This is a genomic window from Geobacillus sp. YF-1 (genome assembly GCF_052692335.1).
This window is the reverse complement of record NZ_CP199850.1, coordinates 1599503-1625520: the sequence shown is the minus strand read 5'-3', so window position 1 is coordinate 1625520 and position 26018 is coordinate 1599503. Positions and strand designations below refer to the sequence as shown.

The window sequence follows — 26018 nt, the reverse complement described above, 5'->3', positions numbered from 1 at the left end:
TTGCCGCTCCGTAGCGGCGCCAGTGTGAATTTGTTGAGCGATTGGCGGCGCAAAAAAGCCGTGTCGGCTGCATCCGCTGAGCAACGACACGGCGGTGACAATTTCGTAACGAACGAATGGCGCTTTTCTTAGCATACCTGTTTGAGTATGAAATGTCAATCATTTTTTACGACGATGGTTTCCATTTAATGCTGCAGCCGATGCTCGGCTTTTGGTGTTCCGGCACCGGACGACCCGCCAACAAAGCGTCCAGCGCGGCACGAATCGATTCCCCGGTCACCGGAATGCCGTTGCTTGGGCGCGAATCATCAAGCTGGCCGCGGTAGACGCATTTCAGTTCGCGATCAAAAATGTAAAAATCGGGCGTGCAAGCCGCATCGTACGCTCTTGCCACTTCCTGCGTCTCATCGTATAAATACGGGAACGGATAGCCGAGCTCTTCGGCCACCTTTTTCATGTTTTCCGGCGAGTCGTCCGGATATTGTTCAACATCGTTCGAATTGATGGCGACAAACGCCACCCCTTTGGGCATATAATCGTTGGCTAGGCGGACAAGCTCGTGCTGGACATGTTTGACAAACGGACAATGGTTACAAATAAACATAATGACGGTCGCCACATCCGACTTGACGTCATCTAGGCGGACAAGCCGGCCGTCAACGACGTTGGTCAAGGCGAACGGCGGCGCTTGTTTGCCGAGCGGGAACATGTTCGACTCGACAGCTGGCATGATGACCACCCTCTCTCTCCTATTTTCTTCCTCATTATACCAAAGAACCGCTCAGCATGCATCTTTCATCGCTTGGTGGCCCGGCAGGATCGGTTTCTGACTCGCCGCGCCGGGCAAATCGATGGACAAAACACAGCGAACGGGAGCATAATAAGAACTAACCATTTTCAGCTGACAAACAGAGGGGGAATGATGATGCCGCTCGAACTCAGCGTCCTTGACCAATCGCCGATCGCGGAAGGCACAACGGCCGAGGAGGCGCTTGCCAACACCGTCCGGCTCGCCCAGTTCGTCGAAGAACTCGGCTACAAGCGCTTTTGGGTGTCCGAACATCATGACACGAACAGCCTCGCCGGCTCGTCGCCAGAAGTGCTGCTTGGCTACATCGGAGCGAAAACATCGCGCATCCGCATCGGCTCCGGCGGGGTGATGCTGCCGCATTACAGCGCCTATAAAGTGGCGGAAAACTTCCACGTGTTGGCCGGCTTGGCGCCCGGGCGCGTCGACTTAGGCGTCGGGCGGGCGCCCGGCGGCATGCCGCGGGCGACGATGGCGCTTCATGACGGAAAGCAACGGCCGATCGACCGCTATCCAGAACAAATTGACGAGCTGCTTGGCTACCTGCATGATGCACTCCCGCCCGTGCATCCGCTTTATGGCGTCAAAGCAACGCCAATCGTGCAGTCCCCTCCGGACGTATGGTTGCTCGGCTCAAGCTCGGAAACGGCGAAGCTGGCGGCGGAAAAAGGGCTGCCGTATGTATTTGCCCAATTTATTAACGGCGACGGCGGCGAAGCGGCGATGCGCTTGTATCGCGAGCGGTTTGCGCCGTCCTCGTATCTGGACAAGCCCCGGTCGATGGTCGCTGTCTTTGCCGTTTGTGCAGAAAGCGAGGAAAAGGCGGAATGGATCGCCGGCAGCCTCGACTTGACGCTGCTGATGATTGAGCAAGGGATGGCGGTCAACGGCATTCCCGCGCCGGAGCAAGCAGCAGCGTATCGATACAGCCCGTACGAACGCCAACGGGTGGCGGACAACCGGAGGCGGATGATCGTCGGCAGTCCGGCGCGCGTCAAAGACGAGCTCTACCGGCTAAGCGAAGCGTATGAAACAGACGAAATCATGCTTGTTACGATTACATATGATTTCCACGACAAACTCACTTCGTTTCGGCTGATCGCCGAAGCGATAGGGGGGTGAACCGATGTGGATCGTTTCTATTAATGTCGGAACACCGAAAACGCTCGACATCAACGGTCAGCCGCTCGTGAGCGGCATTGACAAAACCCCGGTCGCCGGGCTGGTGGCCGTCGGCAAACGCCATTTAGCCGGAGACGGCCAAGCCGATCTTGTTCATCACGGCGGCGAAGACAAAGCGATTTGCGCCTACCCATCGGAACATTTCGCCTACTGGGAGCGGCACTACGGCCGGCCGTTTGCGGCCGGGGCATTCGGGGAGAACTGGACGCTTGCCGGTTTGACCGAGGACGAGGCGTGTCTGGGCGACATTTATGCGGCCGGCACGGCGCTCGTGCAAGTGTCACAGCCACGCCAACCGTGTTCGAAACTCGCTTTGTTCCATCAGCTTCCGGGATTGCCGAAAGCCGTCATTCAGACAGGGAAAAGCGGATTTTACCTGCGGGTGCTGAACGAAGGCGTCGTCGAGCCGGGGGCAACGTTGCTCCTTGTTGAGCGCGGCCAAGGGGCGTTGTCGATCGCCTACATCAACCGCATTTACTATCATGAGCGGGACAATGTCACCGCCATGGAACAGCTTGCCTATCATCCGGCACTGTCAGCGAGCTGGCGGGAAGCGTTTCTTCACCGTCTCGCCGCTCAGACGGAGCCGTAACCCCTTTCCGCTGGCGCAGACCGCCCGCTGCGCGCGGCCTGCGCCCAATGCCTCCTTCATCCGCCTGCGCCGTTCGGTTCTATCTGCCGACCGATTCGTTTCGCTACGCTCGCTGCCTGCCGCGCTCCCAATAGCGGCGGTACAATTCGAAATAAAATCCTTTGGCCTCAAGCAGCTCCTCGTGCGTCCCTTGCTCCACGACTTTTCCTTCATTTAATACGAGAATGCGATCGGCGTTTTGCACCGTGTTCAACCGGTGGGCGATGACGAAGCATGTTCGGCCGGCCATCAGCCGCGCGAGCGCTTCTTGAATGCGCACTTCCGTCACCGTATCAATATTGCTCGTTGCCTCATCCAAAATCAACACGGCCGGATCGGCGATCATCGCCCGGGCGATGGCCAGCAGCTGCCGCTGTCCTTGGCTGATTCCGCCGCCGTCCGCCGTCAAAACCGTATCGTAGCCGTTCGGTAATTTCGTGATGAAGGAATGGGCGTTCGCTTTGCGCGCTGCTTCCTCCACTTCCTCATCCGTCGCCTCGAGCCGGCCGTAACGGATATTGTCGCGAATCGTTCCCGCGAACAAAAACGTATCTTGAAGCACAAACGCCATATGGCGGCGCAAGCTCGCCCGTTTGATCGTCCGGCTGTCGCGCCCGTCAATGACAACAGCCCCCGCATCCGGATCGTAAAAGCGGGCTAACAGCTGAAGGACGGTCGTTTTACCTGCTCCCGTCGGACCGATGAGCGCAACGGTTTCTCCCGGAGAAACGGAGAAGTTCACGCCGCGAAGCGCGGGGCGCTGCTTGTCGTAGGAAAACACCACATCGCGAAACTCGATACGCCCGTGAAGCCGATCGATCTCTTCCGCTTCCCCCTCATCTTCCTCTTCTTTTGGCAAATCGAAAATTTCCAACACCCGTTCGGCGCCGGCCAATGCTGACAGAAGCGTATTCCACTGGTTCGCCAAATCGTTGAGCGGGCGGGTAAACTGTCGGGCGTATTCGACAAACACGACAATGGTGCCGACCGAGATCATCCCTTTGACCGCCAGCCATCCACCGACGCCGGCGATCAAGGCGAAGCTAAGGTTGTTTAAGAAGTTCATCAGCTTCGGGATCAAGCCGGAATACGTCTGCGCCCAAAATCCCGCTTGTTTCAGCTCGATATTTTTGCGCACCACTTCCGCTGTCATCCGCTCTTCTTGGGAAAACAGCTTCACCACTTTTTGCCCCGACAAAGCTTCTTCAATCAATCCATTCATCTCGCCAAGGGCGCGCTGCTGCTCGCGAAAGCGCACTTGCGTCCGCCGCGTAATCCAACGCATGCCGGCGTACATGAGCGGCACAACGACCAGCGTTACCGCGGTCAAAAGGAGGCTTTTGAACACCATGACGGCGATGGCGCCCGCGAGCGTCAATGTGCTCGAAACGACTTGAATGACCGTGCTGTTGAACGTCTGGCTCATATTGTCGATGTCATTCGTAATTCGGCTCATCAGCTCGCCTTGCTGGCGGCGGTCAAAAAAGGAAATCGGCAGCTCATGGAAGTGGCGGAACAAGCGGGCGCGAATCGCGTGCACCGTCCGTTGGCCGACGGCGATCATCCAATAGTTTTGTAAAAACGTCGCCGCCCCCAAAGCGGCATAAATCGCCAGCAGAAACAAAAGCGTTGTGAGGAAGCCGTCCGTTTTCCTCTCAACAATATACACATCAATGGTCGAACCGATGACATACGGTCCGGCCAGCGCCAGCGCCGTGCTGGCGACCACCATCCCCAACGCAGCAAGCAGCTTTCGCTTTTGCGGAGCGATAAACGTCCAAAGGCGACGCAGCGTGCCCATGCTGCTTTTGGCTCGCTGACGCCCCGGCTGCCGCGCCCCATGGGGGCTATGCCGTAGTGACATGGCTTTGTCCCTTCTTTCCTTCCTGCGTGGCAACGATCCGCCGGTACAGCTCGCTCGCCGCCAGCAGCTGTTCATGGCTTCCTTGTGCGGTGAGACGGCCGTCTTCCAACAACAAAATCGTATCCGCCATCATCGCCGTGCTCACCTTCTGCGTCACGATGACCATCGTACAAGCATAGCGGCGAAGCGCGGCCAGCAGCTTCGCCTCCGTCGCGGCATCGAGCGCGCTCGTGCTATCATCAAGCAACAGAATCTGCGGCCGGCCGACAAGCGCGCGGGCGATGGCCAAGCGCTGCTTTTGCCCGCCCGACAAATTGACGCCTTTTTGGCCCACAACCGTCTCGTACCCATCGGGAAACGTGGCGATCGTTTCGTGAATTTGAGCGGCGCTTGCCGCCTCGACCAGCTCTTCCATAGTCGCCTCCGTCTTGCCAAAGCGAAGATTATCGGCGACGGTACCGGAAAAGAGTAGCACCTCTTGCGGAACGAAGCGAACCGCCTCGCGCAGCTGCTTCGCCGGCCACTCGCGCACGTCGACGCCGTCGATCAGCACCCGTCCGGCACTCGGCTCATACAGCCGCGGGATCAGCTGAAGAAGCGTCGATTTCCCCGCTCCTGTCGCCCCTAAAATGGCGACCGTCTCTTGCGGGCGAACGACAAACGACACGCCGGAAAGCGCATCGCGCCCGCTGCCCGGATAGCGAAACGACACGTGTTCAAAGCGAATCTCCCCGCGCTTGGCGGCAGGGGGCTCGACGGTATGGCCGCCGTCCGGCTCGCTTGGCGCGTCAAGCAGTTCCGCCAAACGAGCGGCGGACGCGCGCGCCCGCGACCACGCCATCGTAATAAACGTGAACATCGAGAGCGCCGCCGTCGCCCGCGTAGCATAGTTGACCACCGCGACGACTTGCCCGGCGCTCGCCGTTCCCGCCTCAACGTCATGACGGCCAAAAAACAGCACCGCGACGATGGCCGCATTCATGACAAACAACAAGACCGGGGTGATCGTTTCCACTAGGCGAAACACGCTGATGGTTCGCTCCATCAGCGCATCGTTCGCCCCTAGAAACCGCCCTTGTTCATACTCGTTTCTCACCCACGCTTTAATGAGGCGCATGCCGGCCAAATTTTCGCGCATCACGCCGTTCACCCGGTCAAGCGCCCGCTGAACGGCAGAAAACGACGCGCCCGCCTTTTTCATCACCCACAATAAAAACGCTGCTGACAGCGGAACAGCCACCGCCAGCACGAAAGCAAGCCGAGCCTGAACGACAAACGCCATCCCGACGCCGAAAATGACAAGCAGCGGCGCACGCAAGGCAATGCGCAAGCTCATAAACAGCATGTTTTGCACTTGAGTGACATCATTGGTCATGCGGGTAATCAACGAGGCCGTCGACAGCTGTTCGATCCGCGCCAGTGACAGCGATTGGATTTTCGCAAACAACGTCGTGCGCAGCGCAAACCCATATTCCTGGCCGACATAGGCAGCGGCAAACGAGTTGGCGATGCCCGCGGCAAACGCTAAAAACGATGCGCCCAGCATCACGCTTCCCCACGTAGCGATGGCGGTCAAATCCCGGTTCATCACGCCCTCATCAATGATTTTGCCCATCAAGAGCGGCTGCCACAGCTCGATGACCAACTCCGTCAACATCAACAGCCAAGCCAACGCCATCCATTTCCTGTGCGGGCGCAAATAAACAAGCACCTGCCGCATGTTGTGCCACTCTCCTCTCCACTTCGCGGCGCCGAACCGCCATTGATTTCTCGCCCTTGATTTTATTCTAAACCCGAAATATTGTTTTGACAACGAAGACGTGCGCGGAAAAAGGAACGGCCACCGATCAAGGCGGATGGCCTTCGTTCCCCCCATGGTGACCCGACGGCCAACGGCAAGGAAAAAGAGGGTGTCCCAAATGGACCGGGACGCCCTCTTTCATCGCTATATATACGTAATGACTGCTTCTGCCGCACTATATGTTGTGCCCATCTTGAAGGAAGGCGACCTTTTGGGTCAACCTCTTGACATCAAGCACGATGGACGGCGCCGCGATAACGCGCCACAAGCTGCTTCCGTCCCCATCCTATCGGAGTGGGTCTTCCATGCTTCCCGCACACCGGCGCGGATCTTCCGTGTTCCTCACATGCTGGCCTCCCCTGTTTACCGCCCTGTTTCCTTGAAAACGACCGGAAAGCGCGCGGCTCTGAGATCAGCCGCTTCCATCTCCGCCTTCCGCCCGCTGCTGTTGCCACGCCTCTAGCAACACCGCCTGCTCGATCGGTCCGGGGGAAGACAGCGGCGCGAGAGCGAGCACTTGCTGTTCATCGGCGGCAATCGGGAACAGCCGATCCAATTTGGCGATGAGCAAAATTTTTTCGATCATGGCGTTTTCCCGGACGACAATAGCCATGGCGCGACCGGCGCTAACCACCCGTTTAAAAAAGCGGACAAGAAGCGCCAGCCCGGTGCTGTCCAAAAATTGGAGTCCGCTTGTATCGACGATGACTAGCGGATGTTCAACGGCGGCGGCCACCGCCGCCAATTTTTGTTCCGCAGCGAGCTGCGTATGATAGGCGAGCCGTCCGGTGAGCACGACACAATCGTATGCAGGCTTTGCAATCCGTTCCAGTTCAAACAAAAATCGATGCTGTTCCATCATATCCCCCTATCGTTGGCCACCCTCCTTCCGTCCGCGCCATCCGTCCGCCAAACATCAGTGAACCCCTTTGCCTTTCCCATCAAACGGTGCAAGGAGGCACCTAGCGCGTTCGGGCGCCCTTTCCGATGAAAAAACAGGCCGGTTGCCCGCCGCGTGTTTTCATCCATCGCCGCCCTCCCAGCCCGCCTTTCGCTTCATGGCCATCACGAGCACCCGGCGGCCATCCGGCCGCTCCATCCACGCCATCGCGTCCATCGCCTCGCGGATCAACAGCAGGCCGCGCCCCGATTCAGCGAGCAGCACATCAGCGAGCGTCATGCTAGCAAGCCGCTCAATCGTCTCCAATGAGATGCCGTCGCCTTCATCTTCCACCATCACTGTCACATCGTCAGCAGTGATAAAAAAGGAAAGCGAAATCGTTCGGGAGCCGCCCCCTGCCCGCTTGGCCTCCTTCACCGCATTGACTACCGCTTCATGCACCGCCAGCACAAACAGATCGGCATCGCGGACGGCCAAGAGGCGCGCAGCTTGTTTAGCGATGAAATCGAACCACTCAACCGCCTCTTCGCCCGCTTGGCAAGACACAACCCAACTCAGCCACACGTCCGCTCCCGCCTCACCCGCGGAGCGTAATCGACAACAAGCAAATGTCGTCCGCCGGAGCGGCGAGCGGGGGACCTTCATTCATCAGCCGTTCAAGGAAGCGTTTATCCGGCAAGTGGCGGCACATTTGCGTGCAAGTGCGGATCGTTTCCATGCTTTGCAAAATGGACGGCTGAATTTCTTCTAAAATGCCATCGGTGTACAAAAGCAGGCGAGCCTGCTTGTCATAATGAACGACCCCTTTTTCAAACGGCAAAGAAAACGGGCTGCCGATCGCCAAACCGCCTTTGTCCAACTCATGGATGCTTCCGTCCTCAAAAACGAGCAAGCCCGCTGGGTGACCGGCGTTTGTATATTCAATTTTGCGCTCTTTTGTGTCAATCACCAAATAAATCATCGAGAACAAGTAGCGAATGTCATACACTTCCTCCGGAAACAAGGATTGCACGTGCTTCTCGAGCTCGCTCGCCACCAAAACCGGATCAACGACGCGAACGATCAACCCGCGCAGCAGCGAGCGAAGCAGCATGCTCACCAAAGCCGACGAAATGCCATGACCCATGACATCAATGACAATGACGCCATAACGGTATAAATCAATTTGATAACAAGCGTAAATATCGCCCGACAAATCGTCGGATGGGATATAAACGGCCTCCATCGTCACCGTCTCGTTTTGGATGAGCGGCGTCAATAAGTTTTGTTGAATGCGTTTCGCCAATTCGATTTGCCGGCGATGCTCGGTCTCTTTTTGTTTCCGCCTCGTCACATCTTCCGCCACCATGACGTACCCGTGAGAGCTGGAAACGGGAATGATCGTATACGAAACATCTATCGGCACACCATCACGGCGCTGCGCCACTCCCTCGCCGCATTGCGGTCCAGCGGACGGAAACGGAAGCAACGCTTCACCGCCACGAAACAGCGTCCAAACCGGACGACCAACCGCTTCTTCCCGCCGCCACCCGAACAGCCGCTCCGCTCCTTGCCCCCAATCTTGCACAGTTCCGTCCCGAGCAAGCAAGACAACGGCAAACGGCGCGGACGCGTAAATGGCGTGCAACACATCAGCTGGCTGGAGGACGTCAACCGGCGACGCAGCAGCACGCTCCACAAACTGCCAAAGAAGCCATTCCCCGTCGCGGCTCCACAGCAGCGAAACGCGCATCCAACTCGTACCCGAGTTCGACAGTTTTGAGGTCATTTTAGGCAAATGGAAATGACCAAAATGCTGTTATATCAAGGGTTTCGTAATGCGGATCCTAGGAAAAAACGCCGAATTTAATAGGCACACGATTTATTAATTTTTCCTTTTAAAAATAAAGTTTATACGTTATAATATAGGCATGTACATACGACGAGTCACACGCAAAAATAAGGATGGAACAACCGTTGCTTATCTCCAGCTTGCTCACAATGAATGGGATCCAAAGGCCAAATATGCGAAAGCGAAGGTGATTTATTCATTCGGGCGCGAAGATGAAGTGGATCGCGCCGTCTTGGAACGTCTGGCCAAAAGCATTTCGCGATTCCTTTCTCCTGAGCAGGCTTGGGAAGTCGAAACGTTGACAGGAGAAGCTTCCGATGACTTTCAATTCCAGTCATGCAAACACCTCGGCGGCGTCTGGCTCTTGGATCAGCTCTGGAGACAACTGGGGTTGGGAGAGATTCTCCACTCCTTGTTTACCTCCCGACATCACCAGATTTCGCTGGAACGGCTGATTTTTGCCATGGTGGCGAATCGCGCCCTTCATCCGTCAAGCAAGTTGGCGATGGAGGAGTGGGTGGAGAAAGACGTGTATATCCCTCACCTTCCTCAAGCCGCCAGCCACCAGTTGTACCGGGCGATGGATGAACTGCTGGCCGTGCAGCCGGAATTGGAACGTCAAGTGTTCCATGCTGTGGCCGATTTATTGAATTTGGAAGTCGACTTGATTTACTTCGATACGACTTCGTCGTACTTCGAAGTGGATCCCTCTGAAACACCGGAAGGAGAATCGCTTCGAAAACAAGGATTCTCGAAAGACAAACGCCCAGACTTGGTTCAAATCGTCATTGGGCTGGCTGTCACCCGGGAAGGAATCCCGATTCGCGCTTGGGTATGGCCTGGCAATACGATGGACATGACGGTCATCAAACAGGTGAAACAAGACTTGATTGGCTGGAAGCTTGGACGTGTGATCAGCGTCATGGACCGCGGCTTTTCCTCTGAAGAGAATTTGCGAATCTTGCAACAGGCCGGCGGACACTACATTGTCGGCGAAAAAATGCGATCCGGCAAAGCCGCCGTCGAAGAGGCCTTAAGCCGTCGCGGACGTTATCATGAAGTGGACGAGAATTTGCACATCAAAGAAATCATCGTCGGCGACGGAGAAGCGCGTCAGCGCTATGTTCTCGTGTACAATCCCAGCGAAGCCGAACGCCAACGCAAGGAGCGAGAAACGCTGCTCGAATCGCTGAAAGAGGAGTTAGAAGGGCTTCGCCAACTCCCAAACGAAGCCCATCATAAGGCGACCTGCCGGTTGCGTTCCCATCCGTCCTACGGAAAATACTTGCGCCAGTTGAAGGACGGAACCCTTCGCATCGACAAGCAAGCGGTTCGTGACGCGGAAAAGTACGACGGCAAATATCTCATCCGGACATCCGATGACACCTTGTCTGCCGAAGATGTCGCCATCGGGTATAAGCAGCTGGTGGATATTGAGCAGGCCTTCCGAACATTGAAGTCTACATTGGAATTGCGGCCTATGTATCATCGCTTGGAAGACCGCATTCGGGCGCATGTGCTGCTCAGTTGGCTTGCTCTCTTGTTAGTTCGGATCGTCGAGATCCGAACCCATGAATCGTGGCCGAACGTAAGGGACGAATGCGAACGTCTCATGCTTGGACATTTTTCTTCAAAAAACGGTGACCTTTATCAACGAACCGAACTGACGGCCAAACAGGCTCAATTCTTTGCGGCTCTAGGGCTGGAGCCTCCTCCGAAGATTCTAGGCATTCATCCTCGCACCTAGATACACGCCCAACGTATGCCCCAATGCCTCTCGTCCCTTTGGTATCAAGGGATGAGAGGCATTTTGTTTGCCTAGTGATTGTCGAACTCGGGTCGTACAGATCCGCCCGCTTTTTGTCATATGACGCGCTTCTCCTTGCCAACAGCCCTCTTGCCGCACGCGGCGGATGATATCGTCAAACCGAGCGGCCGACCATCCGGCGGAAAATAAACTGGCAACCGGCCGGCCGATTAACTCATCTTTGGAAAACTCAAGACGTGCAGCTACCCGCTCACTGACCGCCAAAATCAAACATTGGGAACTGGTGATGACAATGCCTTGATTCAACTGCCCCGCATCTTGCTGATCGATCGCCTGTACGTTCACCTTCACTGTCGTTCAACCCTTTTTCTTCATAATCAGTCTGTCGCCCTCAGCTGACCCCAGCTTCGCGAAACAAAACGCGCCGCGGCGCCGGACTCCCTCCCTTGATCGCACGGCGCAGCCGCCTCATTGTTCCGGTCAGGAACAATAGCGCTATTGTTCCCTATTCGCTATAAGCGGCTCGTTTCCTGCTTCCGTTTCCAAAAATCATCTAGTCCGTTTGTCTTATTTTGTCGGCTGGCTGAATCGTTGGCGAATCGCGGCGATGACAAGCAGCGACACCGGAATGATGACTTGCAGCGGAACATGCAAATAAAACGTGACGATTTTCAATCCTTCATGAATGTGCTCGGCATAATTGTTGGCGATAGCGACCGACAACAATAGGACGAGCAGCCCGAGCGGATAGACAAGCCGCTGATGGCTTGAAACCCCAAACAAGTGAGCCGCCCCAACCACTCCGGCATAAAAAAAGACGGAGATTTTAAAAAACCCGCCGATGATGAGCGCGATCATAAACAACACGTCAAGCCGCTCTAAAAAATGAGCCACTTGCACGCGGCGGATCGTGTCCAAGAGCGGAAACGATGAACGCGACACCGCATCAGGACCGAGGACAGCGATATTGATGGCCATAATGATCGCCAAATTGATGCCGCTTAGCACCATTCCCCCTAAGCCCACGCGCTTCACTTTGACCGGATTGTTCATATACGGAAACAACATCGTAAAGACGATCATTTCACCAAACGGAACGTACAGCGTTTCGGTCCAGACCGTCTTCCACACCCGCCCCCAACCTTCCTCCAACACCGGCTGCAACTGAGTCACATCGACCAGCCCTGAAACAAACACAAGAACAAAGCCAGCGAGCGCCAACAAGTACAACACCGTCAAAAACAGCTCGCCGGTGCGCGCCAACACTTCAATTCCTTTATAAACGCCGTACATGACAGTGAGCGCCATAATGGCGTTCAGCACAAACAACGGCGTTTCCGGGTAAGCGAACGTCAACAGCAGCTCCCCGAAATCGCGCAGCACGCGGGCGGCAATATAAAGAAAATACGTAATATACACAACCGCCAACAGCTTGCCGAGCGGCGCCCCGACGATTTGCGGCAAATAAGCGGTCAGCGGCTGATCGGGATAGTACTCGAACAGCCGGCGATAAACGAAAAACAACAGCAGGCCGAACACCAACCCAAGCAAAATGGCGATCCATACGTCTTGCTTCGCATCCACCCCAAGGGGAATGACGATGGCGCTGCCATGTTCAAACAATACAATCAACACAAACAATTGACGCGCGTTGATTTTGACGGATTCCAACCGACTTTCACCGCCTTTGTTCTAAAAGGCCGGTAATTGAAGGGGGATGCTTACCAGCCTCGTTTCTCAAAAATAGAAAAGCGTTGTGACATCGGCGCTGTTTTCCACCGATTGTCCATCAAGGAAAACAACGGTTTTTCACCGCTCGTCTCAATGACGGGTGATTTAGGGTAAAATGCTGCTGATCCCACCTATTTCTCAATTAGAGAAGCCTTGCAGAATCAACTTTTCTACGAAAATGCTGAACTGGCGCAAGATTTTCATCCCCGGGTGGAGGGCAGATCACACTGTCCATGGATCTTTTCTGAATGAAAATGCCGCCGATTGGTGTGTGACAGCGGTTTTTCACCGGCCTTTTAAGGTGTCGTACAGCCGTTATTCTTCTATATATGGTCGATTCCGCAGCCCGGTGCGGCGAATGTACAGATCAGCCGTGACGGTGACGTCCAGTTCGGGAAAATAGCGGTCGTGCCACTCTTTCTCAATCTTTTTCCATAAACGCGGGTCAGCGCGATGAACCGCTTCGCCAAACCCGAACACATCCGTTCGTTCCCGCTGGGCCGTTTCGATGGCTTTGGCCACCTCCTGCTTGACATCCCGTTCGAATTGTTTTTCTAAACGAAATAGGACGCCGGCATCGGCTAAGTTGATCGGAACGCGCGCCTCGCTGATGTCGCCTTCCGCCTCGATATGGACGGAAATGGACGGCCGGCCGTTTTTTACGTCGGCTTCCACATTCGTTTTCGCTCGTACGATCCGATAGCCGATCGCTTCCCGTTTTCCTCCCCACGGAATAGTAAGATTCGTTTGGTGAATACGGTCAAGCACCCACATTATGCCTCTTGCCGTCGGTCCGTCAGCCCAGCCAATCAGGCGAGCATGTTTAAACAGCGCCAACCCTTTCAATGTAACGCGGGCGTCAGGCACGGATGACTGCACGTTTTGTTGCCTCCTCCCTTCCTTCGGGTTCCCTTCAATGACTACGCCGGTAACGATCGGATTTCTTCCAGGCGAGGCCAAACTGCGAATCGCCCACCATGCATCGGCGTTCATTGTCTGCCCCCACGCCAGTTCTGAAAACTCGAGCGTTTTAATAATTTGGTTGGCGGAAATTTTATCAATCGGCGTTAACACTGAAAGCGTGTCTTTCGCCGAATGGCCGCGGGCGATCACTAAGCGTGCCGTCGTTCGAAACTGCTGATTGCGCTCCAAGGCATCAAACACCCCGTCCATCCCTTCGCGCGCCACTTCTTCTCCGACGACGACCAAGTTCGTATGGGCGTAATACAAAAGGCGCGAGACTTTTTCCGACGCTTTCCGGCTCGCCTCGACCAAGCTGTCCCCAGTTGACGTATAAATCGACACCGGCACTCCGGCTGCCCCGCCGCCGCGCTGCACCGCTCCAGCGACGTTGCCTGGGTTGACGACTTGAAAGGAGGCGAGATACTTACCGTCTTCCGTCTTATCCAAACCAACCGCAATGACAAACGCCAAATCGGTCAGCTCTTTTTTACTCCAGCAGCCCGAAAGCAAACAGACGCAGACGGCAAACGGCAAAAACACGGCGAGCGGCCGTTTCATGACTCATCCCCCTTCTCTTGGCGCGGTATTGTCAAAAGTTTATCCTCCACACTCACGGTTTTCCCTTGAGTTTCAACGGTTGAACGAAAAAAAGCTTGCCACCCCCATTGTTTTCGGCCATCATTGAGGTAACGACACCCAACAGCCAAAACAAAGGAGTGACAAGCTTTGTTACCTCAATTATTAGCCTATTTGCTCGAAATTATCAAGACCCAATATCAAATCATTGTGTATTTAATGGGTGTGATATTGGGGAAATCCTTGCATCTCGAGGACTGGGACGAACCCATCCAAAAGCCGTACCGGAAACTTCAGGTCGATGACCTTCCGATCATCGATGTGCCGGAAACCCTTGATTACCGGAAGCTGTTGGCAGACTATGAAGCCCAGCACAGACGTCCTTTACGGCCCATCCAGCGCCGCGCGAATGCGAAACACCGTGTGCCGGATTCGTTGACCTGCCCTCGCTGCCAGGCTCCCTCTTCTTACCTGTACGCCAATAACGGCGGAAAAGGGCAATACCAATGCAAAGTGTGCCAATGCCGGTTCAACCACCGAAATCGGTTCACCAAGCAAGCGGTCTTTCGTTGTCCGCACTGCAAAAAGACGTTGGAAAAAATCAAGGAGCGCAAGGAATACAACATCTATAAGTGCAAGAACAACGATTGCCCGTTTTACCAGGCCAACCTTCGCCGGATGACGAAGAAAGAGCGCCAACAGTTTCAACAGAATCCTCAAGCCTTCAAGGTGCGGTATTTGTTTCGGGAGTTCTTGTTTGACTTTCTCCCGTTGGCTTCCTCGTCGCTCATCAAGCCGAAGGTCGATTTGTCCCGGCTGGCTGCGTCGCCGCACGTGTTGGGGCTCGTGTTGACGTACTACGTCAACTTTGGGATGTCCTCGAGGGAAACCGCCGCCGCCCTGAAGGACATCCATGGCGTCTCGATCTCTCATCAGACGGTGCTCAACTACGCCAACAGCGTCGCGCTTTGGATCAAGCCCTTTGTCGACCGATTTCCGTATGAGCTGTCCGGTTCGTTCTGTGGGGACGAGACATATATTCGTGTGAAGGGCCGTTGGCATTACCTATTCTTTATGTTCGACGCGGTGAAAAAGATCGTGCTGTCCTATCGCGTCTCGCCCAACCGGGACACGCTCTCGGCCATCAAGGCGATCAATGATGTCCTCAGGAAGCTGCCGTCCCTTCCAGACGACTTGTCGTTCGTCGTGGATGGCAACCCGATTTACCTGTTGGCGCAACACTTCTTTGCCCAGCACGGGATTTCGTTTGACGTCCGCCAGGTAATCGGCCTGACCAACGAAGATCCGGTCTCGGAAGAATTTCGCCCTCTCAAGCAGATCATCGAGCGATTCAACCGGACCTTTAAAGGCAACTACCGCCCGACCCATGGGTTTGGCGCCGAGGAAGGCTCGGTGTCCTTTGTGACGCTGTTTGTGGCGTATTTTAACTTTCTGCGCCCGCATAGCGCGCTCGAAGGCCGGGTGCCGGTCGTCATCCCGGAGCTCGCCGAGCTGCCGCATATGCCGGCCCGGTGGACGAAGCTGATCGCCATGGCTCAGGACTTCCTTCAAAACGAGGCAGCCTAACTTTTTTGTCCTCCAGAGCCCGTTGAACAGAACTCCTGCCGGATTCGGCGAAGCGAACCCTTGACCAACCGAACACCGCCAAAGGTAAAATTCGGTAAAGGCAAGGGCGGCTTTCCTATTGCCTTCTTTTTTGTCCCCGTCGCCCTTGACGACTCTTCCGCACCTTTGGCGGGTGTTGGTCAAGGGCGAATCCGGCTCTCTGCATGCCCCACGATGCTCAATGGGATGGTCTGTGTGGAGTTTTCATAGAACTTTTGACGCTACCCTTGGCGCGATGGTGCCGGCGGCTGCGGCTTTTGGCCGCCCGATTGGCGGACAATGTTCTTTTGGTTGATCAAGCGCGGCCGCTCGCGGAACATCCATGTCGGGACGCGGAACAACGTGTCACCGGTGTTCGAAGGAATGAGCGGAGCGAGCGGCGACATATACGGAACGCCGAACGACCGCAAACTGCATAAATGAATGACCATGATCAAAAGCCCCATCATAATGCCGTAAAATCCAAGTATCGCCGCCAAAAACATCAAGCCAAAGCGGATCAGCCGCGCCGAGATGGCGATGGCAAACGACGGCGTGGCAAAGCTGGCAATTGCCGTAACTGAAACGACGATCACCATCGCTGACGATACAAATCCTGCCTCCACTGCCGCCTGGCCGATGACTAACGCTCCGACGATCGACACCGCTTGGCCGACGGCGCGCGGCAAACGGACGCCGGCCTCGCGCAGCACCTCAAACGTCACCTCCATGGCCAGCGCCTCAACAAACGCCGGAAACGGTACGGATTCACGCTGAGCAGCGATGGCGATGACGAGCTGGGTCGGGATCATCTCTTGGTGAAACGTCGTCGCCGCGATGTAAATGGCCGGGGCGACAAGGGAAATAAAGAAAATGAGCACGCGCAAAAAACGAAGGGCCGTCGCGATGTCAAACCGGGCGTAATAATCTTCACCGACTTGAAAAAATTGAATAAACAGCGCCGGTGCCACGAGCACAAACGGCGTTCCTTCCACAAGAATCGCGACTCGACCTTCCAGCAAATTGGCCGCCACTACATCCGGCCGCTCCGTATGATACACTGTGGGAAATGTGGTAAACGTCTGGTCTTCAATCAGCTGTTCGATATAGCCGGACTCGAGCACGCTGTCAATGTCAATGCGGGCAAGACGCTTCTTCACTTCGGTCACAATGTCGTCATTGGCGATTCCTTTCACATACATGATGGCGACATCGGTTTGCGTCACCGTGCCGATTTGCATCGTCTCCAGCCAAAGGTTCGGGTTTTTGATGCGGCGGCGGATCAGCGCCGTATTCGTGCGTAACGACTCGGTAAACCCTTCGCGCGGGCCGCGGATGGCGATTTGGGTTTGTGGTTCTTCAATCGAACGGTATTGCCCGCCTTTTGTGCTCGCGCTAATGGCCAACGCCGCTCCATCGAGCAAGAGAATCGTCGCTCCGGAAAACAGGTTGAAAAACAGCCGCTTCCAGTCACTGACTTGCTCGATGCCGCCGACTGCGGCGAGCTTTTTTTCAATCCATTGAAACCGCTCTTTTTCCTCGAGCGCGAGCGGAAACGACGCCGTAAGGAGCGGCAGAAGCAAAAACTCGTATACGTTTTTTTCATCGACGAGCCCGTCGACAAAGACGATGGCCGCTTTCATTTGCGTTTCTTGGCCGAGGGAAAAACGGCGAATGACGATATCGCTGCTTTCGCCGGTCGCCTGCCGAATGATGTCAATGTTCACCGCCAGTTCAGGTGACAGCGGCTCTTCTGGGACGTCCGCCGCTTCGCCGCTATGGTCGGCCCCTTCTTGCTGCACGCCGTCGTTCATCCGATCCTTTTGCCGGCGCATCCCCCACTGAAACAGCATAGTCCTTTCCTCCTCGCTCCATATCGCGTTTATCCTCCATTATAGGCAATCCGCCAAACGTGTATACAGGGATGCATCATTTCTCCCTAGCCGGAGAACACTAAACGAAAAAGCGGCAGGTGGCTTGCATTGAAAGTCGTCTTCCTCTCCCTCGCCTTTTGGCTGCTGTTAGGTGGAACGGCGGTAGGAATGGACTGGCTCCTAGGATTAACGCTGCGACAATCGCTGCATAATGTGCTCAATCCGTTTCGCGTGATGGAAGCGCCGGAGCTGTTTCTTTTGTTTTTATTCATCGCCTTTTGGCTGCTTGACTTGCTCACCGTATGGCTTTGGCGGCGGAAAAAACCTTCCTCTTGACAAAATAGCGGACAAGCGCATGCGCTTGCCCGCTTTCATCGCTACTGTTTGATTTTGTGCCATACGTTTCGCTGTTCGAGCCATTGACGAACGTGCGTGTGATCGGTGGTGAACGCAGTCGAGAACATGTCGCCGTCACTTTGCAACAGTTCGATTTCTCCCTGCGTCACTCCTCCACCAAGCATCGCTTTGACCGGTTCGTTCCATAAATCTTGCTTCAGCGCTGCAATGAATGATTCAATTTCTTTTGGGTCGGCCAAAACAAGCACGGTGTTTCCTGTACTTATGTTGCGCAGCGTCACTTGCCGGATCGGCGAGTAGCCGCTCGGACGAAGCAATATATAATATTGCTGTTTATACTCTTTTGACTCCATGATGCGGCGAAAATGATCCATGTACGGCTCGACGGGGACGTCATAACGGCGAAGGAGACGCGTCCCGTCTTTGAGCACGTAGCCGATCACCACCGGCTGAGTTTGCTCAAACCGCGATGGGCGCGGCTTGTCGTGCACCAGCTGCTGATGAAACGCCCGCACCGCTTTCATATTGTCTTTCGTGCGCAAAAACTGATCGTACTCCTCGAACGAGCGGCCGATTAGCTCAGAATGGCGGAATTTGGTCGTCGACTGGCCGAAGTAAACTTGCTGGATCTCAGACAATTCAGGAACGCGCTGGCCGTATCCGAACACATCCAAGTGAATCAACCATAACGCCGCCGCCATGATCGCCACAAACCCAACATACCCTTTCCACCGCCGGAAAATCCGCCATGTTTTGGCGATCACCATGCAGGCGATCGCGTAGCCCAACAACGAAAACGCCACGTAGCCAAACAGGAGCCAACTCGCTTCGTTCTCCACTCCTCCGAAATAAAAGCCGCCAAGCAGCCATGAACACACCGCCACCCCGTACACAAACAGCGGGCGGAGCGCCGGAAACGCCATCGCCTGCCCGGCTGTCTCTGTCGGCCGCCGCTCATACAACCAAATCGCGAAGCCAAAGAGGAGAAGCGCTAACAACAACAGTCCCCCCGCTTCGCCTGCTTCCATCGATCGATACCCTAACACCGCATAGCGCAGCGGAATCACAAGCCGTTCCACATCAATCGATAAATAATAATCATTCGGAAATCCCGGCAATAATAGCGATAAATTGGTATAAATCAAAACAAGAATGCCAGCCGGAAAGACAAGAAGAATATTCGTCAACACGACATGAATCACCGATTGGCCGACGAGCACTCCCACGGCGATGGAAAAAGCAAAAATCGCCGTTTCCACCGTTACCGTCTCACCGAACCAGCGCCATACGTCCGCTGCGTTGATCGGCCACGGCAAGTCCAACCAAGCCAAGCAGCCGATGGCAACAAGCGCAGTGAGCAAAAGCGGCACCGCTACCATGAGCCAGCCGAACACGATCTGGCTAGTGAGCAGTTCGGTGCGGCGGATGGGCAAACTGTGAATAAAGTCGGCCGACCGTTTATCATGCATATAGCGAAGGACGCCGGCTGCCGCCAGTATCGGGACGAGCCAAGCGATCAACGCCTCAAATCCATTCGATATGTGGTACACGTTTTCCCACTGCGGCACGTTGCCGACTTTCGGATCATATTGCGAATAAGCAAGCGCGATCGGCAGCACGATCGCCGCCAGCCATAGCAACCAATGAATGATGGCAATCCAGCTGATCTGACGGAGATTTTGCGTCCATACAGCGCGGTTAGCCGACCACCGTTTCGCAGACATGAGCGGCACCCCCCATTTCATACATGAAAATTTCTTCGAGCGACAGCGGCAGCACATCAAGAATCAGGGGATGAAACGCCCGAACTGTCTCCTCTACGCGCCGCTTTTCGCCGCGCACGACCAAAATCACGATGCTGCCGCGCACTTCGCGGTGAACGATTTCGAGACGTTCGGCCAGTTCATCCGGAAATCCATCGCGAAACGCCAGCTGCAGCTTATGCACGCCGGCGCGCAGCTCATCCAAATCGCGCTCCAGCTGCACGACACCGCCCGCCATCAACCCGACCATGCTGCACAAATCTTCGAGCTCGCGCAAATTGTGCGATGAGATGACGACGGTCATCTCCCGTTCGACCACCTCATCAATCAACAATTGTTTGACGTGGCGGCGAACGAACACGTCGAGCCCATCGAGCGGCTCATCCATAATGAGCACATCCGGCCGCACGGAAAAAGCGAGCCAAAAAGCGGCTTGGCGCTGCATCCCTTTCGAAAACTGATGGATTTTTTTGTTGACATCCAATGAAAACGCCTCGCGCAGCTCCGTAAACCGCTGACGGCTGAACGACGGATACACTTGCTCATAAAAATCGGCCATCTGCTGAATCGTTGCCTGAGGAAAAAAATAGACGAAATCCGGCAAAAACAAAATGCGCCGCTTGACTTCTATATTTTCCCACACCTCATCACCGTCGACGGTAATCGTCCCGCGGTCTTGGCGGAGAATGCCGGCCATCAATTTTAACAGCGTCGTTTTTCCCGCGCCGTTCGGTCCAAGAAGCCCGTAAATCGCCCCTTTCGGCACGGTCATCGTCGCCCCGTTGACGGCGGGAAACCGGTCAAACGTTTTCGTCACGTCTGCGAGTTGAATCATCGCTCTCCCTCTCTTTCTCCCCTTCTATGATCCATTGCCATAACTGCTCGTTCGTCACTCCTAAAAAGCGCGCCTCTTTGACAAGGCGGACAAACTGTTCGTAAACGGCAGCGACCGCTTCCGCATTCGGTTCTTTCGGGCGCGGCGCGACGAAACTGCCTTTTCCCGGCAGCGAATAAATCCAGCCGTCGCGCTCGAGTTCACGGTAAGCCTTTTGAATCGTGTTTGGATTGACCATCAGCTGTTTCGCCATCGCCCTGACCGACGGCAGCTGGTCGTGCGGTTGCCATAGTTCGCGAACGATCATTTCTTTCATTTTTTCCATCAGCTGCTCATAAATCGGCTGTCGGCTTCGTAAGTCAAGCTCAAACATCTCCCCTCCTCCTCCCGTTGTCATTACCGTACTATTACTAATAGTACACATAAAGTAGAAAAAGAGCAAGCACTTTTCCCAAAATAAAGAAAGAGTCCATCCCCCGATTCTTTCTTCCTCTCATTCCGGCGCCGTCCGCCGCTATGTTGATCGTCGCAGCTTGTTGGGATGATACGTCTGCACAAACAATCCATCCCCTTCGAGCCACTCGGCGATCAATACGTCTTTTGGCGAGGTAATTCCTTGTCTTTGTAGTTCAGTGGTCAGCCATTGCTCCGTTTTTCCAAGCTCTGCTAATTCATCTGCCAACAGCTGGCCATCCCGGATCAACGTCACCGGCACATACACCGGGTGGGGCGGCAGACGGAAATCTTCCCGCGTCGTTTTTTGATAATGGGCTTTTTTGAGCACGCTGATCTCCCCATCGGCTTCTAAAAAACAAAACGCCACTTCGCGGATCGAAAAGGTCTCATGTTTGCGGAGCAAGCTTTGCAACTGATTGAGCGTCAAGCGGCTTTTCTTCAAAGCCTCATAATCGATGACGCCGTTTCGAATGAGCGCCGTCGGCTTTCCCTCGCTCCAGAAGCGGAACGATAACCATTTTTGGCTCGCATACTCGACCAAAAGCAGCATCGCTCCCCAAAGGGTGATCGAATAGATGATGTACCAAAGGTGAATATGGTCGTCATACAGCGCATTGCCGAGCAGCTCGCCAAGGACAATGGCCGAGATAAACGTAAACGGGCTCATTTGACTGATCAGCTTTTTGCCGGCGATTTTAACGACGGCGAACAATAGAATAAAGCCGGTCACCAATTCGATGGTCAGATGAAACCACTTCATGCCGCGCCCCCCTTGCATGCCGTTGCTGTTCGCCCTTTCTTCTCTGTATTGTGCCCGCTGCTGTCTGAAAAGTTTCGCTGTTTGTTTTACGTTCGCACCGATAAATTCTCCGCAACTGGAAACACTATGATTTTAGAAGCTCGGTGATTTGCTGTCTTTCGCCCTTCCTGCTCGATGGGCTAAAAACGCAACGCTTCCGCCGTTCTTCTACTACGTGCACGGAAAGAAAGGGATCGCTCATGAATGAACAGCCGCTTAGCATTTTGCAACTAGTGAGCATGATCATGCTGGCTGTCGGGTTGATGAATCATGTACTCATTATCCCGTTTATGCTCGAAGCCGCCGGCCGCGATGCATGGTTGTCCGCCTTGGGCGCTTTCGGGGGCTTGCTCGTCTGGCTGCCGCTTCTTTATTTCACCATTCGGCAACTAAACGGCGAGCGGCTGTTTGACTGGCTCAAAAACCGGTTTTCAAGCGCCATCGCCTATGCGGTGGCCGCGGTCAGCGGCGCCTTGTTGCTTCTTCACAGTTTTGTCACCTTAAATGAGACGATCACCTTTACGACGACTTCTTATTTGACCGCGACACCGAGATGGGCGCTGATAGCGGTCATCGTGGCTCTCTGCTGTTATAACGCGGAACGCGGCCTTGATTCCATCGCCAATACCGCCATGATCATTTGGCCGTTTGTCATGGCGCTGGGCCTTTTTGTCATGCTCTCAACTATGCCGCATAAAGATTATTCATTGCTCAAGCCGGTGCTTGAGCACGGGGCCGCCCCGGTGTTTCACGGCATGATGTACGCCGGGGCGGGGTATGCGGAGGCGATCATTCTTCTGTTTCTCTCCCATCGTCTTCCGCATCCGTTTTCATGGAAGGCGCTGGCTGTCATCGCCTTCTTGACCGCCGGGCTGAGCATCGGCCCCACCATCGGCGCCCTTACCGAATTCGGACCGGAGCAGGCGGCGCGCCTTCGCTATCCGGCGTTTGAACAATGGCGAATGGTCAGTTTAGGTACATATATTGAGCATGTCGATTTTCTGTCGATCTATCAGTGGCTGTCTGGCGCCTTCATCCGCCTTTCTTTGGCGGTGGCGCTGATTGTCGAGTTGTTTTCCGTGCGCCATCCACAAACCCGCCGCCGGCTGCTCATTGTTCTTTATGTCACCATCGCGCTGGCCGCCTTGGCGCCAGGCAGTGATGAACAATTTTTGCATTTCGTAAAAGTGTGGGTGCTGCCGACATCGCTCTTGCTCTGGCTGGCGCTGTCGATTGTGTTGGGGGTTTTCGCATTGCTGGCATACCGTCAAACGAAAAGAGGGATGGCACGATGAAACCGCTGATAAGAGCCGCGGGAGGCAAGCGGCTCAACGATGATTACACCGGCCTAGAGACCGTCATCATCTCGGAAGAAGCGTTGCGGACGATGTACGCCAAATGTAGCGACGTGATCATCACGGAAGCGACGGCGCCGTCGCCGCTGCCTGACGGATCGATGAGCCCGGTGCATCTGCTGTTTATGTATTGCGAAGAGCTGTGCGATACGCACATGCTACAAAAGACGATCTATCCGCTGTTTCGCGAGCTGTGTGAACAGCATCCGTGTTTCTCCGCCGCCGACATTGAGAGCTGCAAACCGCCGGCACTGGAAGCGATGGGGCAAGAAGTGCGGATCGACGATCTCAATTTGCGGCTGTTCAGCGGCGATTTGCTCGTCTATTTCCGTGAAGCGGGGGCGCTGTACGCGCTGCCGCTGGCCAGCCCGCCCAGCCGTGATCCGGAAGAGCCGAACACAGAAGTGTCGATTCGCGGACCAAAAGACGGTTTTATCGAGGAAATCAGCCAAAACGTCGCGCTCATCCGCAAGCGGCTGCGCTCGCACCGGCTCGTCTATGAGCGATTCATCATCGGCACACGCAGCCAGACGAAAGTCGGCTTACTCTATGTCGATGACATCGCCAACCCAGCCATGATCGATGAAGTGAGAAGCCGGCTGCTCAGTTTGTACATCGACTCGGTGACCAGCACCAATCAAATTGAGGAATGGCTGTCGGACAGCGCGTTTTCCTTGTTTCCGTTGTTCGGCTATACCGGGCGGCCTGATTTCGCCGTCGATTCGCTGCTCAACGGCCGCTTTGTCATCTTGGTCGATGGAGCGCCGACCGCCTTGGTCGGTCCCGGCAACCTCACTTTTTTGCTCAACACGTCAGAAGACAGCAACACGTTTTTTCTGTTTGTCGTATTTCAACGCGTGCTTCGTCTCGTCGGCACATCGGTCGCCATTTTTTTGCCGGGCGCCTGGGTCGCCTTGACTTCCTTCCATCCGGATCAGCTGCCGTTCACTTTGCTGGCGACGCTCATTTTGTCGCGGCAAGGAGTGCCGCTTCCCGTGCCGCTCGAGATGTTTGTGATGATGATTTTGTTTGAAGTGTTTAAGGAAGCGGGGATGCGGCTGCCGATCGCCATCGGGCAGACGCTGTCGGTCGTCGGCGGCTTGATTATCGGCCAAGCGGCGATCAACGCCGGGCTCGCCGCTCCGGCCACGCTCGTCACCGCTGCGATTTCCGTCATCTCGACATTTACGCTTGTCAATCAAAACATCGCCGGCACCGTCACCTTGTTGCGCTTTATCGTCCTTACGTTTTCCTCCTTTCTGGGGCTGTTCGGATTCATTTTATCATTGTTTTTGATTTTGACGTACGTGGTCAACTTGCGCACCTTTGGCATTCCATATTTGACGCCGCTGGCGCCTCCTTCCAAAGATGTGGGGAAAGTTTTCATTCCTAGTACGTGGAAACAGTTCCGGACGCGCGACCGGATTGTGCATCCAAAGGATGCCACGGCAAAGGAGCGAAAGCCAAAATGAAGTGGCGCCTCATGGTTGTCATCGCTTCCGCTATGTTGCTTGGCGGCTGCTGGGATACGCGCAACATCGACCATATTGTGTACATTCACTCGATTGGAGTTGATTACAAACTGTAGATGAGCAAATTTGCTAACATAAATTGACAGCTAAACAAAAAAGGAGACATGAACCCAGCTCCTTGAGTAAAATAGATGTGCTCAAACTACCCACAAGGAGGTTCATGTCTCATGAATAGATTAGCACATCATCAAGGAATCCACAAGTTTTTCATGACGCTGGGATTGGCGCTTTATTTCTCGAAACCGGTCATCAAGCATCTCGTTCATATTGTGGATGCCTTGACTACCAAGGGATTTTCGGGAACATTGACCGATGTCCATCACTGGAGTTTTCATCCCAATCATCGAACCACGCTCAGCCATTTTTTCACGAAAAGCCCTTGGGATGAAGAGACGTTGCTTCGCAAACTCCAGCAATGGATCCTTCATCGCATCCAGCGAATCGCCAAACAGGAGAATCAACCCCTTTTTGTTTCGATTGATGATACGATTTGCCAAAAAACGAAGCCTTCGTCACGGGCTGCCCGCGCCATTCAAGGGTGTGATTGGCACTACTCGCACAAAGATCATCAATCCGTTTGGGGGCATTCGCTCGTTTGGCTGATGGTGCATACTTTCTCGCAAGCGTTCCCGTTCGCCTTTCGTCTGTATGACAAGACGGCGGGAAGAAGCAAGATCGACCTAGCGATCGAGATGCTTTCCTCGCTCAAGGGGAAACGGGCTCAGCCGGTGTATGTGCTCATGGATTCGTGGTATCCGTCCCAAGCGCTCATCGAAGCCTGCCTGAAACAAGGATTCCATGTCATCGCCATGCTCAAGACGAACCGGATTCTCTATCCGAAAGGTATCGCCATCCAAGCGAAGAAGTTCGCCCGCTATATCGAGCCCAACGACACCCACCTCGTCACGGTGGGGAAGGAGCGTTACCGCGTGTATCGCTACGAGGGAGCGATCCATGGCCTCGATGACGCGGTGGTGCTGCTGGCTTGGAAGGCGGATGAACCGATGACGCCAGATCATCTCCATGTCGTCTTGAGCACCGACCGGGAGCTAGGCGATGAAGAGATCTTGCGTTATTATGCCCAGCGCTGGACGATCGAATGCTTTTTCCGGCAGGCCAAAGACCAGCTGAAGCTCGATGGGTACCGTGTTCGTCACATTCGGGCGGTGAAACGGTATTGGGCCGTGGTGCTGTTCGCCTGCGTATACAGCATCGCCGAATCTCAGCAAGACCTCTCTTCCGGCCTGGAGCTTCTTCGGTCTCGGAAAGGGCACAGCGTCGTCGAGTTCATCTACGATGCCGCGAAGCAAGATATTCCCATTGATGTGATCAAAAAACAGCTCCATGTCGCCTAAGGGGTCCCCTGTTTGTCTCTTAGGGCATGGA

At 54.9% G+C, this 26018-nt stretch carries 21 protein-coding genes and 1 pseudogene; 8 read left to right on the top strand and 14 right to left on the bottom strand.

Features of this window, described 5'->3' with window-relative positions; all coding sequences use genetic code 11:
- Positions 1 to 166: 166 nt before the first annotated feature.
- Entirely contained in the window at positions 167 to 730 is a 564-nt protein-coding gene (locus ACTVIM_RS08135) for a thioredoxin family protein (protein WP_033020688.1), read from the bottom strand.
- Between the two features lie 195 nt (positions 731 to 925).
- Here ACTVIM_RS08135 and ACTVIM_RS08130 point away from each other — a divergent pair, with 195 nt between their 5' ends.
- Together ACTVIM_RS08130 and ACTVIM_RS08125 are read left to right on the top strand one after the other, a co-directional pair.
- Entirely contained in the window at positions 926 to 1930 is a 1005-nt protein-coding gene (locus tag ACTVIM_RS08130) for an LLM class flavin-dependent oxidoreductase (protein ID WP_445614212.1), read from the top strand.
- 4 nt (positions 1931 to 1934) lie between these two features.
- Positions 1935 to 2582, top strand: coding sequence for an MOSC domain-containing protein (locus tag ACTVIM_RS08125; protein ID WP_445614211.1), 648 nt, complete (start codon positions 1935 to 1937; stop codon positions 2580 to 2582).
- Between the two features lie 103 nt (positions 2583 to 2685).
- On the opposite strand, the gene ACTVIM_RS08120 is transcribed toward ACTVIM_RS08125, so the two are convergent.
- The 5 genes and pseudogenes from ACTVIM_RS08120 to ACTVIM_RS08100 all read right to left on the bottom strand — a co-directional run.
- Entirely contained in the window at positions 2686 to 4485 is a 1800-nt protein-coding gene (locus tag ACTVIM_RS08120) for an ABC transporter ATP-binding protein (RefSeq protein ID WP_445614209.1), read from the bottom strand.
- A complete protein-coding gene (locus ACTVIM_RS08115; RefSeq protein WP_033020668.1) occupies positions 4469 to 6205 on the bottom strand; it encodes an ABC transporter ATP-binding protein in 1737 nt (578 codons plus the stop codon). Before ACTVIM_RS08115 ends, ACTVIM_RS08120 begins: the two co-directional genes overlap by 17 nt.
- Before the next feature lie 493 nt (positions 6206 to 6698).
- Positions 6699 to 7145: an STAS domain-containing protein gene (locus ACTVIM_RS08110; RefSeq protein ID WP_445614208.1), complete on the bottom strand. Its 447-nt coding sequence runs from the start codon at positions 7143 to 7145 to the stop codon at positions 6699 to 6701.
- A 162-nt stretch (positions 7146 to 7307) separates the two neighbouring features.
- A complete protein-coding gene (locus ACTVIM_RS08105) occupies positions 7308 to 7751 on the bottom strand; it encodes an ATP-binding protein (protein ID WP_445614207.1) in 444 nt (147 codons plus the stop codon).
- A 13-nt stretch (positions 7752 to 7764) separates the two neighbouring features.
- Positions 7765 to 8928: pseudogene (locus ACTVIM_RS08100) on the bottom strand (PP2C family protein-serine/threonine phosphatase); the annotation flags it as partial.
- A 169-nt stretch (positions 8929 to 9097) separates the two neighbouring features.
- Here ACTVIM_RS08100 and ACTVIM_RS08095 point away from each other — a divergent pair.
- Positions 9098 to 10765: an IS1634 family transposase gene (locus tag ACTVIM_RS08095; protein WP_172418601.1), complete on the top strand. Its 1668-nt coding sequence runs from the start codon at positions 9098 to 9100 to the stop codon at positions 10763 to 10765.
- On the opposite strand, the gene ACTVIM_RS08090 is transcribed toward ACTVIM_RS08095, so the two are convergent.
- The 3 genes from ACTVIM_RS08090 to ACTVIM_RS08080 form a co-directional block, all read right to left on the bottom strand.
- Complete coding sequence (locus tag ACTVIM_RS08090; RefSeq protein ID WP_445614206.1) at positions 10742 to 11137, bottom strand: PAS domain-containing protein; 396 nt, start codon at positions 11135 to 11137, stop codon at positions 10742 to 10744. The genes ACTVIM_RS08095 and ACTVIM_RS08090 overlap by 24 nt on opposite strands.
- Before the next feature lie 216 nt (positions 11138 to 11353).
- A complete protein-coding gene (locus ACTVIM_RS08085; protein WP_445614205.1) occupies positions 11354 to 12457 on the bottom strand; it encodes a GerAB/ArcD/ProY family transporter in 1104 nt (367 codons plus the stop codon).
- A gap of 375 nt (positions 12458 to 12832) precedes the next feature.
- Positions 12833 to 14038: a Ger(x)C family spore germination protein gene (locus ACTVIM_RS08080; protein WP_445614204.1), complete on the bottom strand. Its 1206-nt coding sequence runs from the start codon at positions 14036 to 14038 to the stop codon at positions 12833 to 12835.
- A 168-nt stretch (positions 14039 to 14206) separates the two neighbouring features.
- On the opposite strand from ACTVIM_RS08080, the gene ACTVIM_RS08075 reads away from it, so the two are divergent.
- Positions 14207 to 15643: a DDE-type integrase/transposase/recombinase gene (locus ACTVIM_RS08075; protein ID WP_445612449.1), complete on the top strand. Its 1437-nt coding sequence runs from the start codon at positions 14207 to 14209 to the stop codon at positions 15641 to 15643.
- A gap of 260 nt (positions 15644 to 15903) precedes the next feature.
- Here the strand turns inward: ACTVIM_RS08075 and ACTVIM_RS08070 are convergent, their stop codons facing one another.
- The gene (locus ACTVIM_RS08070; protein ID WP_445614203.1) at positions 15904 to 17514 is read right to left on the bottom strand and encodes a spore germination protein; all 1611 of its coding nucleotides are present in this window, start codon (positions 17512 to 17514) and stop codon (positions 15904 to 15906) included.
- Between the two features lie 129 nt (positions 17515 to 17643).
- Between ACTVIM_RS08070 and ACTVIM_RS08065 the strand changes: the two genes are divergently transcribed.
- Entirely contained in the window at positions 17644 to 17871 is a 228-nt protein-coding gene (locus tag ACTVIM_RS08065; RefSeq protein ID WP_445614202.1) for a hypothetical protein, read from the top strand.
- A gap of 41 nt (positions 17872 to 17912) precedes the next feature.
- Here ACTVIM_RS08065 and ACTVIM_RS08060 read toward each other — a convergent pair whose 3' ends face one another.
- The 4 genes from ACTVIM_RS08060 to ACTVIM_RS08045 form a co-directional block, all read right to left on the bottom strand.
- The gene (locus ACTVIM_RS08060) at positions 17913 to 19616 is read right to left on the bottom strand and encodes an ABC transporter permease (protein WP_445614201.1); all 1704 of its coding nucleotides are present in this window, start codon (positions 19614 to 19616) and stop codon (positions 17913 to 17915) included.
- A complete protein-coding gene (locus ACTVIM_RS08055; protein WP_445614200.1) occupies positions 19591 to 20490 on the bottom strand; it encodes an ABC transporter ATP-binding protein in 900 nt (299 codons plus the stop codon). The genes ACTVIM_RS08060 and ACTVIM_RS08055 overlap by 26 nt, the downstream gene beginning before the upstream one ends.
- The gene (locus ACTVIM_RS08050; protein ID WP_033020652.1) at positions 20456 to 20863 is read right to left on the bottom strand and encodes a GntR family transcriptional regulator; all 408 of its coding nucleotides are present in this window, start codon (positions 20861 to 20863) and stop codon (positions 20456 to 20458) included. The genes ACTVIM_RS08055 and ACTVIM_RS08050 overlap by 35 nt, the downstream gene beginning before the upstream one ends.
- A gap of 141 nt (positions 20864 to 21004) precedes the next feature.
- Positions 21005 to 21706: a YetF domain-containing protein gene (locus ACTVIM_RS08045; protein ID WP_445614199.1), complete on the bottom strand. Its 702-nt coding sequence runs from the start codon at positions 21704 to 21706 to the stop codon at positions 21005 to 21007.
- A gap of 239 nt (positions 21707 to 21945) precedes the next feature.
- Here ACTVIM_RS08045 and ACTVIM_RS08040 point away from each other — a divergent pair, with 239 nt between their 5' ends.
- The 3 genes from ACTVIM_RS08040 to ACTVIM_RS08030 all read left to right on the top strand — a co-directional run bounded on the left by ACTVIM_RS08040 (position 21946) and on the right by ACTVIM_RS08030 (position 25987).
- Complete coding sequence (locus tag ACTVIM_RS08040; protein ID WP_445614198.1) at positions 21946 to 23040, top strand: GerAB/ArcD/ProY family transporter; 1095 nt, start codon at positions 21946 to 21948, stop codon at positions 23038 to 23040.
- Positions 23037 to 24572, top strand: a complete 1536-nt coding sequence (locus ACTVIM_RS08035) for a spore germination protein (RefSeq protein ID WP_445614196.1) — start codon at positions 23037 to 23039, stop codon at positions 24570 to 24572. The genes ACTVIM_RS08040 and ACTVIM_RS08035 overlap by 4 nt, the downstream gene beginning before the upstream one ends.
- A 227-nt stretch (positions 24573 to 24799) precedes the next feature.
- Complete coding sequence (locus ACTVIM_RS08030; RefSeq protein WP_445612376.1) at positions 24800 to 25987, top strand: IS701 family transposase; 1188 nt, start codon at positions 24800 to 24802, stop codon at positions 25985 to 25987.
- The last annotated feature ends 31 nt before the right edge of the window (positions 25988 to 26018 follow it).

Excerpts from the sequence above, each read along its gene's own strand:
- ACTVIM_RS08135 (WP_033020688.1), bottom strand. The coding sequence starts at position 730 with ATGCCAGCTGTCGAGTCGAACATGTTCCCGCTCGGCAAACAAGCGCCG.
- ACTVIM_RS08130 (WP_445614212.1), top strand. The coding sequence starts at position 926 with ATGCCGCTCGAACTCAGCGTCCTTGACCAATCGCCGATCGCGGAAGGC.
- ACTVIM_RS08125 (WP_445614211.1), top strand. The coding sequence starts at position 1,935 with ATGTGGATCGTTTCTATTAATGTCGGAACACCGAAAACGCTCGACATC.
- ACTVIM_RS08120 (WP_445614209.1), bottom strand. The coding sequence starts at position 4,485 with ATGTCACTACGGCATAGCCCCCATGGGGCGCGGCAGCCGGGGCGTCAG.
- ACTVIM_RS08115 (WP_033020668.1), bottom strand. The coding sequence starts at position 6,205 with ATGCGGCAGGTGCTTGTTTATTTGCGCCCGCACAGGAAATGGATGGCG.
- ACTVIM_RS08110 (WP_445614208.1), bottom strand. The coding sequence starts at position 7,145 with ATGGAACAGCATCGATTTTTGTTTGAACTGGAACGGATTGCAAAGCCT.
- ACTVIM_RS08095 (WP_172418601.1), top strand. The coding sequence starts at position 9,098 with ATGTACATACGACGAGTCACACGCAAAAATAAGGATGGAACAACCGTT.
- ACTVIM_RS08080 (WP_445614204.1), bottom strand. The coding sequence starts at position 14,038 with ATGAAACGGCCGCTCGCCGTGTTTTTGCCGTTTGCCGTCTGCGTCTGT.
- ACTVIM_RS08070 (WP_445614203.1), bottom strand. The coding sequence starts at position 17,514 with ATGCTGTTTCAGTGGGGGATGCGCCGGCAAAAGGATCGGATGAACGAC.
- ACTVIM_RS08060 (WP_445614201.1), bottom strand. The coding sequence starts at position 19,616 with ATGTCTGCGAAACGGTGGTCGGCTAACCGCGCTGTATGGACGCAAAAT.
- ACTVIM_RS08055 (WP_445614200.1), bottom strand. The coding sequence starts at position 20,490 with ATGATTCAACTCGCAGACGTGACGAAAACGTTTGACCGGTTTCCCGCC.
- ACTVIM_RS08050 (WP_033020652.1), bottom strand. The coding sequence starts at position 20,863 with ATGTTTGAGCTTGACTTACGAAGCCGACAGCCGATTTATGAGCAGCTG.
- ACTVIM_RS08045 (WP_445614199.1), bottom strand. The coding sequence starts at position 21,706 with ATGAAGTGGTTTCATCTGACCATCGAATTGGTGACCGGCTTTATTCTA.
- ACTVIM_RS08040 (WP_445614198.1), top strand. The coding sequence starts at position 21,946 with ATGAATGAACAGCCGCTTAGCATTTTGCAACTAGTGAGCATGATCATG.
- ACTVIM_RS08035 (WP_445614196.1), top strand. The coding sequence starts at position 23,037 with ATGAAACCGCTGATAAGAGCCGCGGGAGGCAAGCGGCTCAACGATGAT.
- ACTVIM_RS08030 (WP_445612376.1), top strand. The coding sequence starts at position 24,800 with ATGAATAGATTAGCACATCATCAAGGAATCCACAAGTTTTTCATGACG.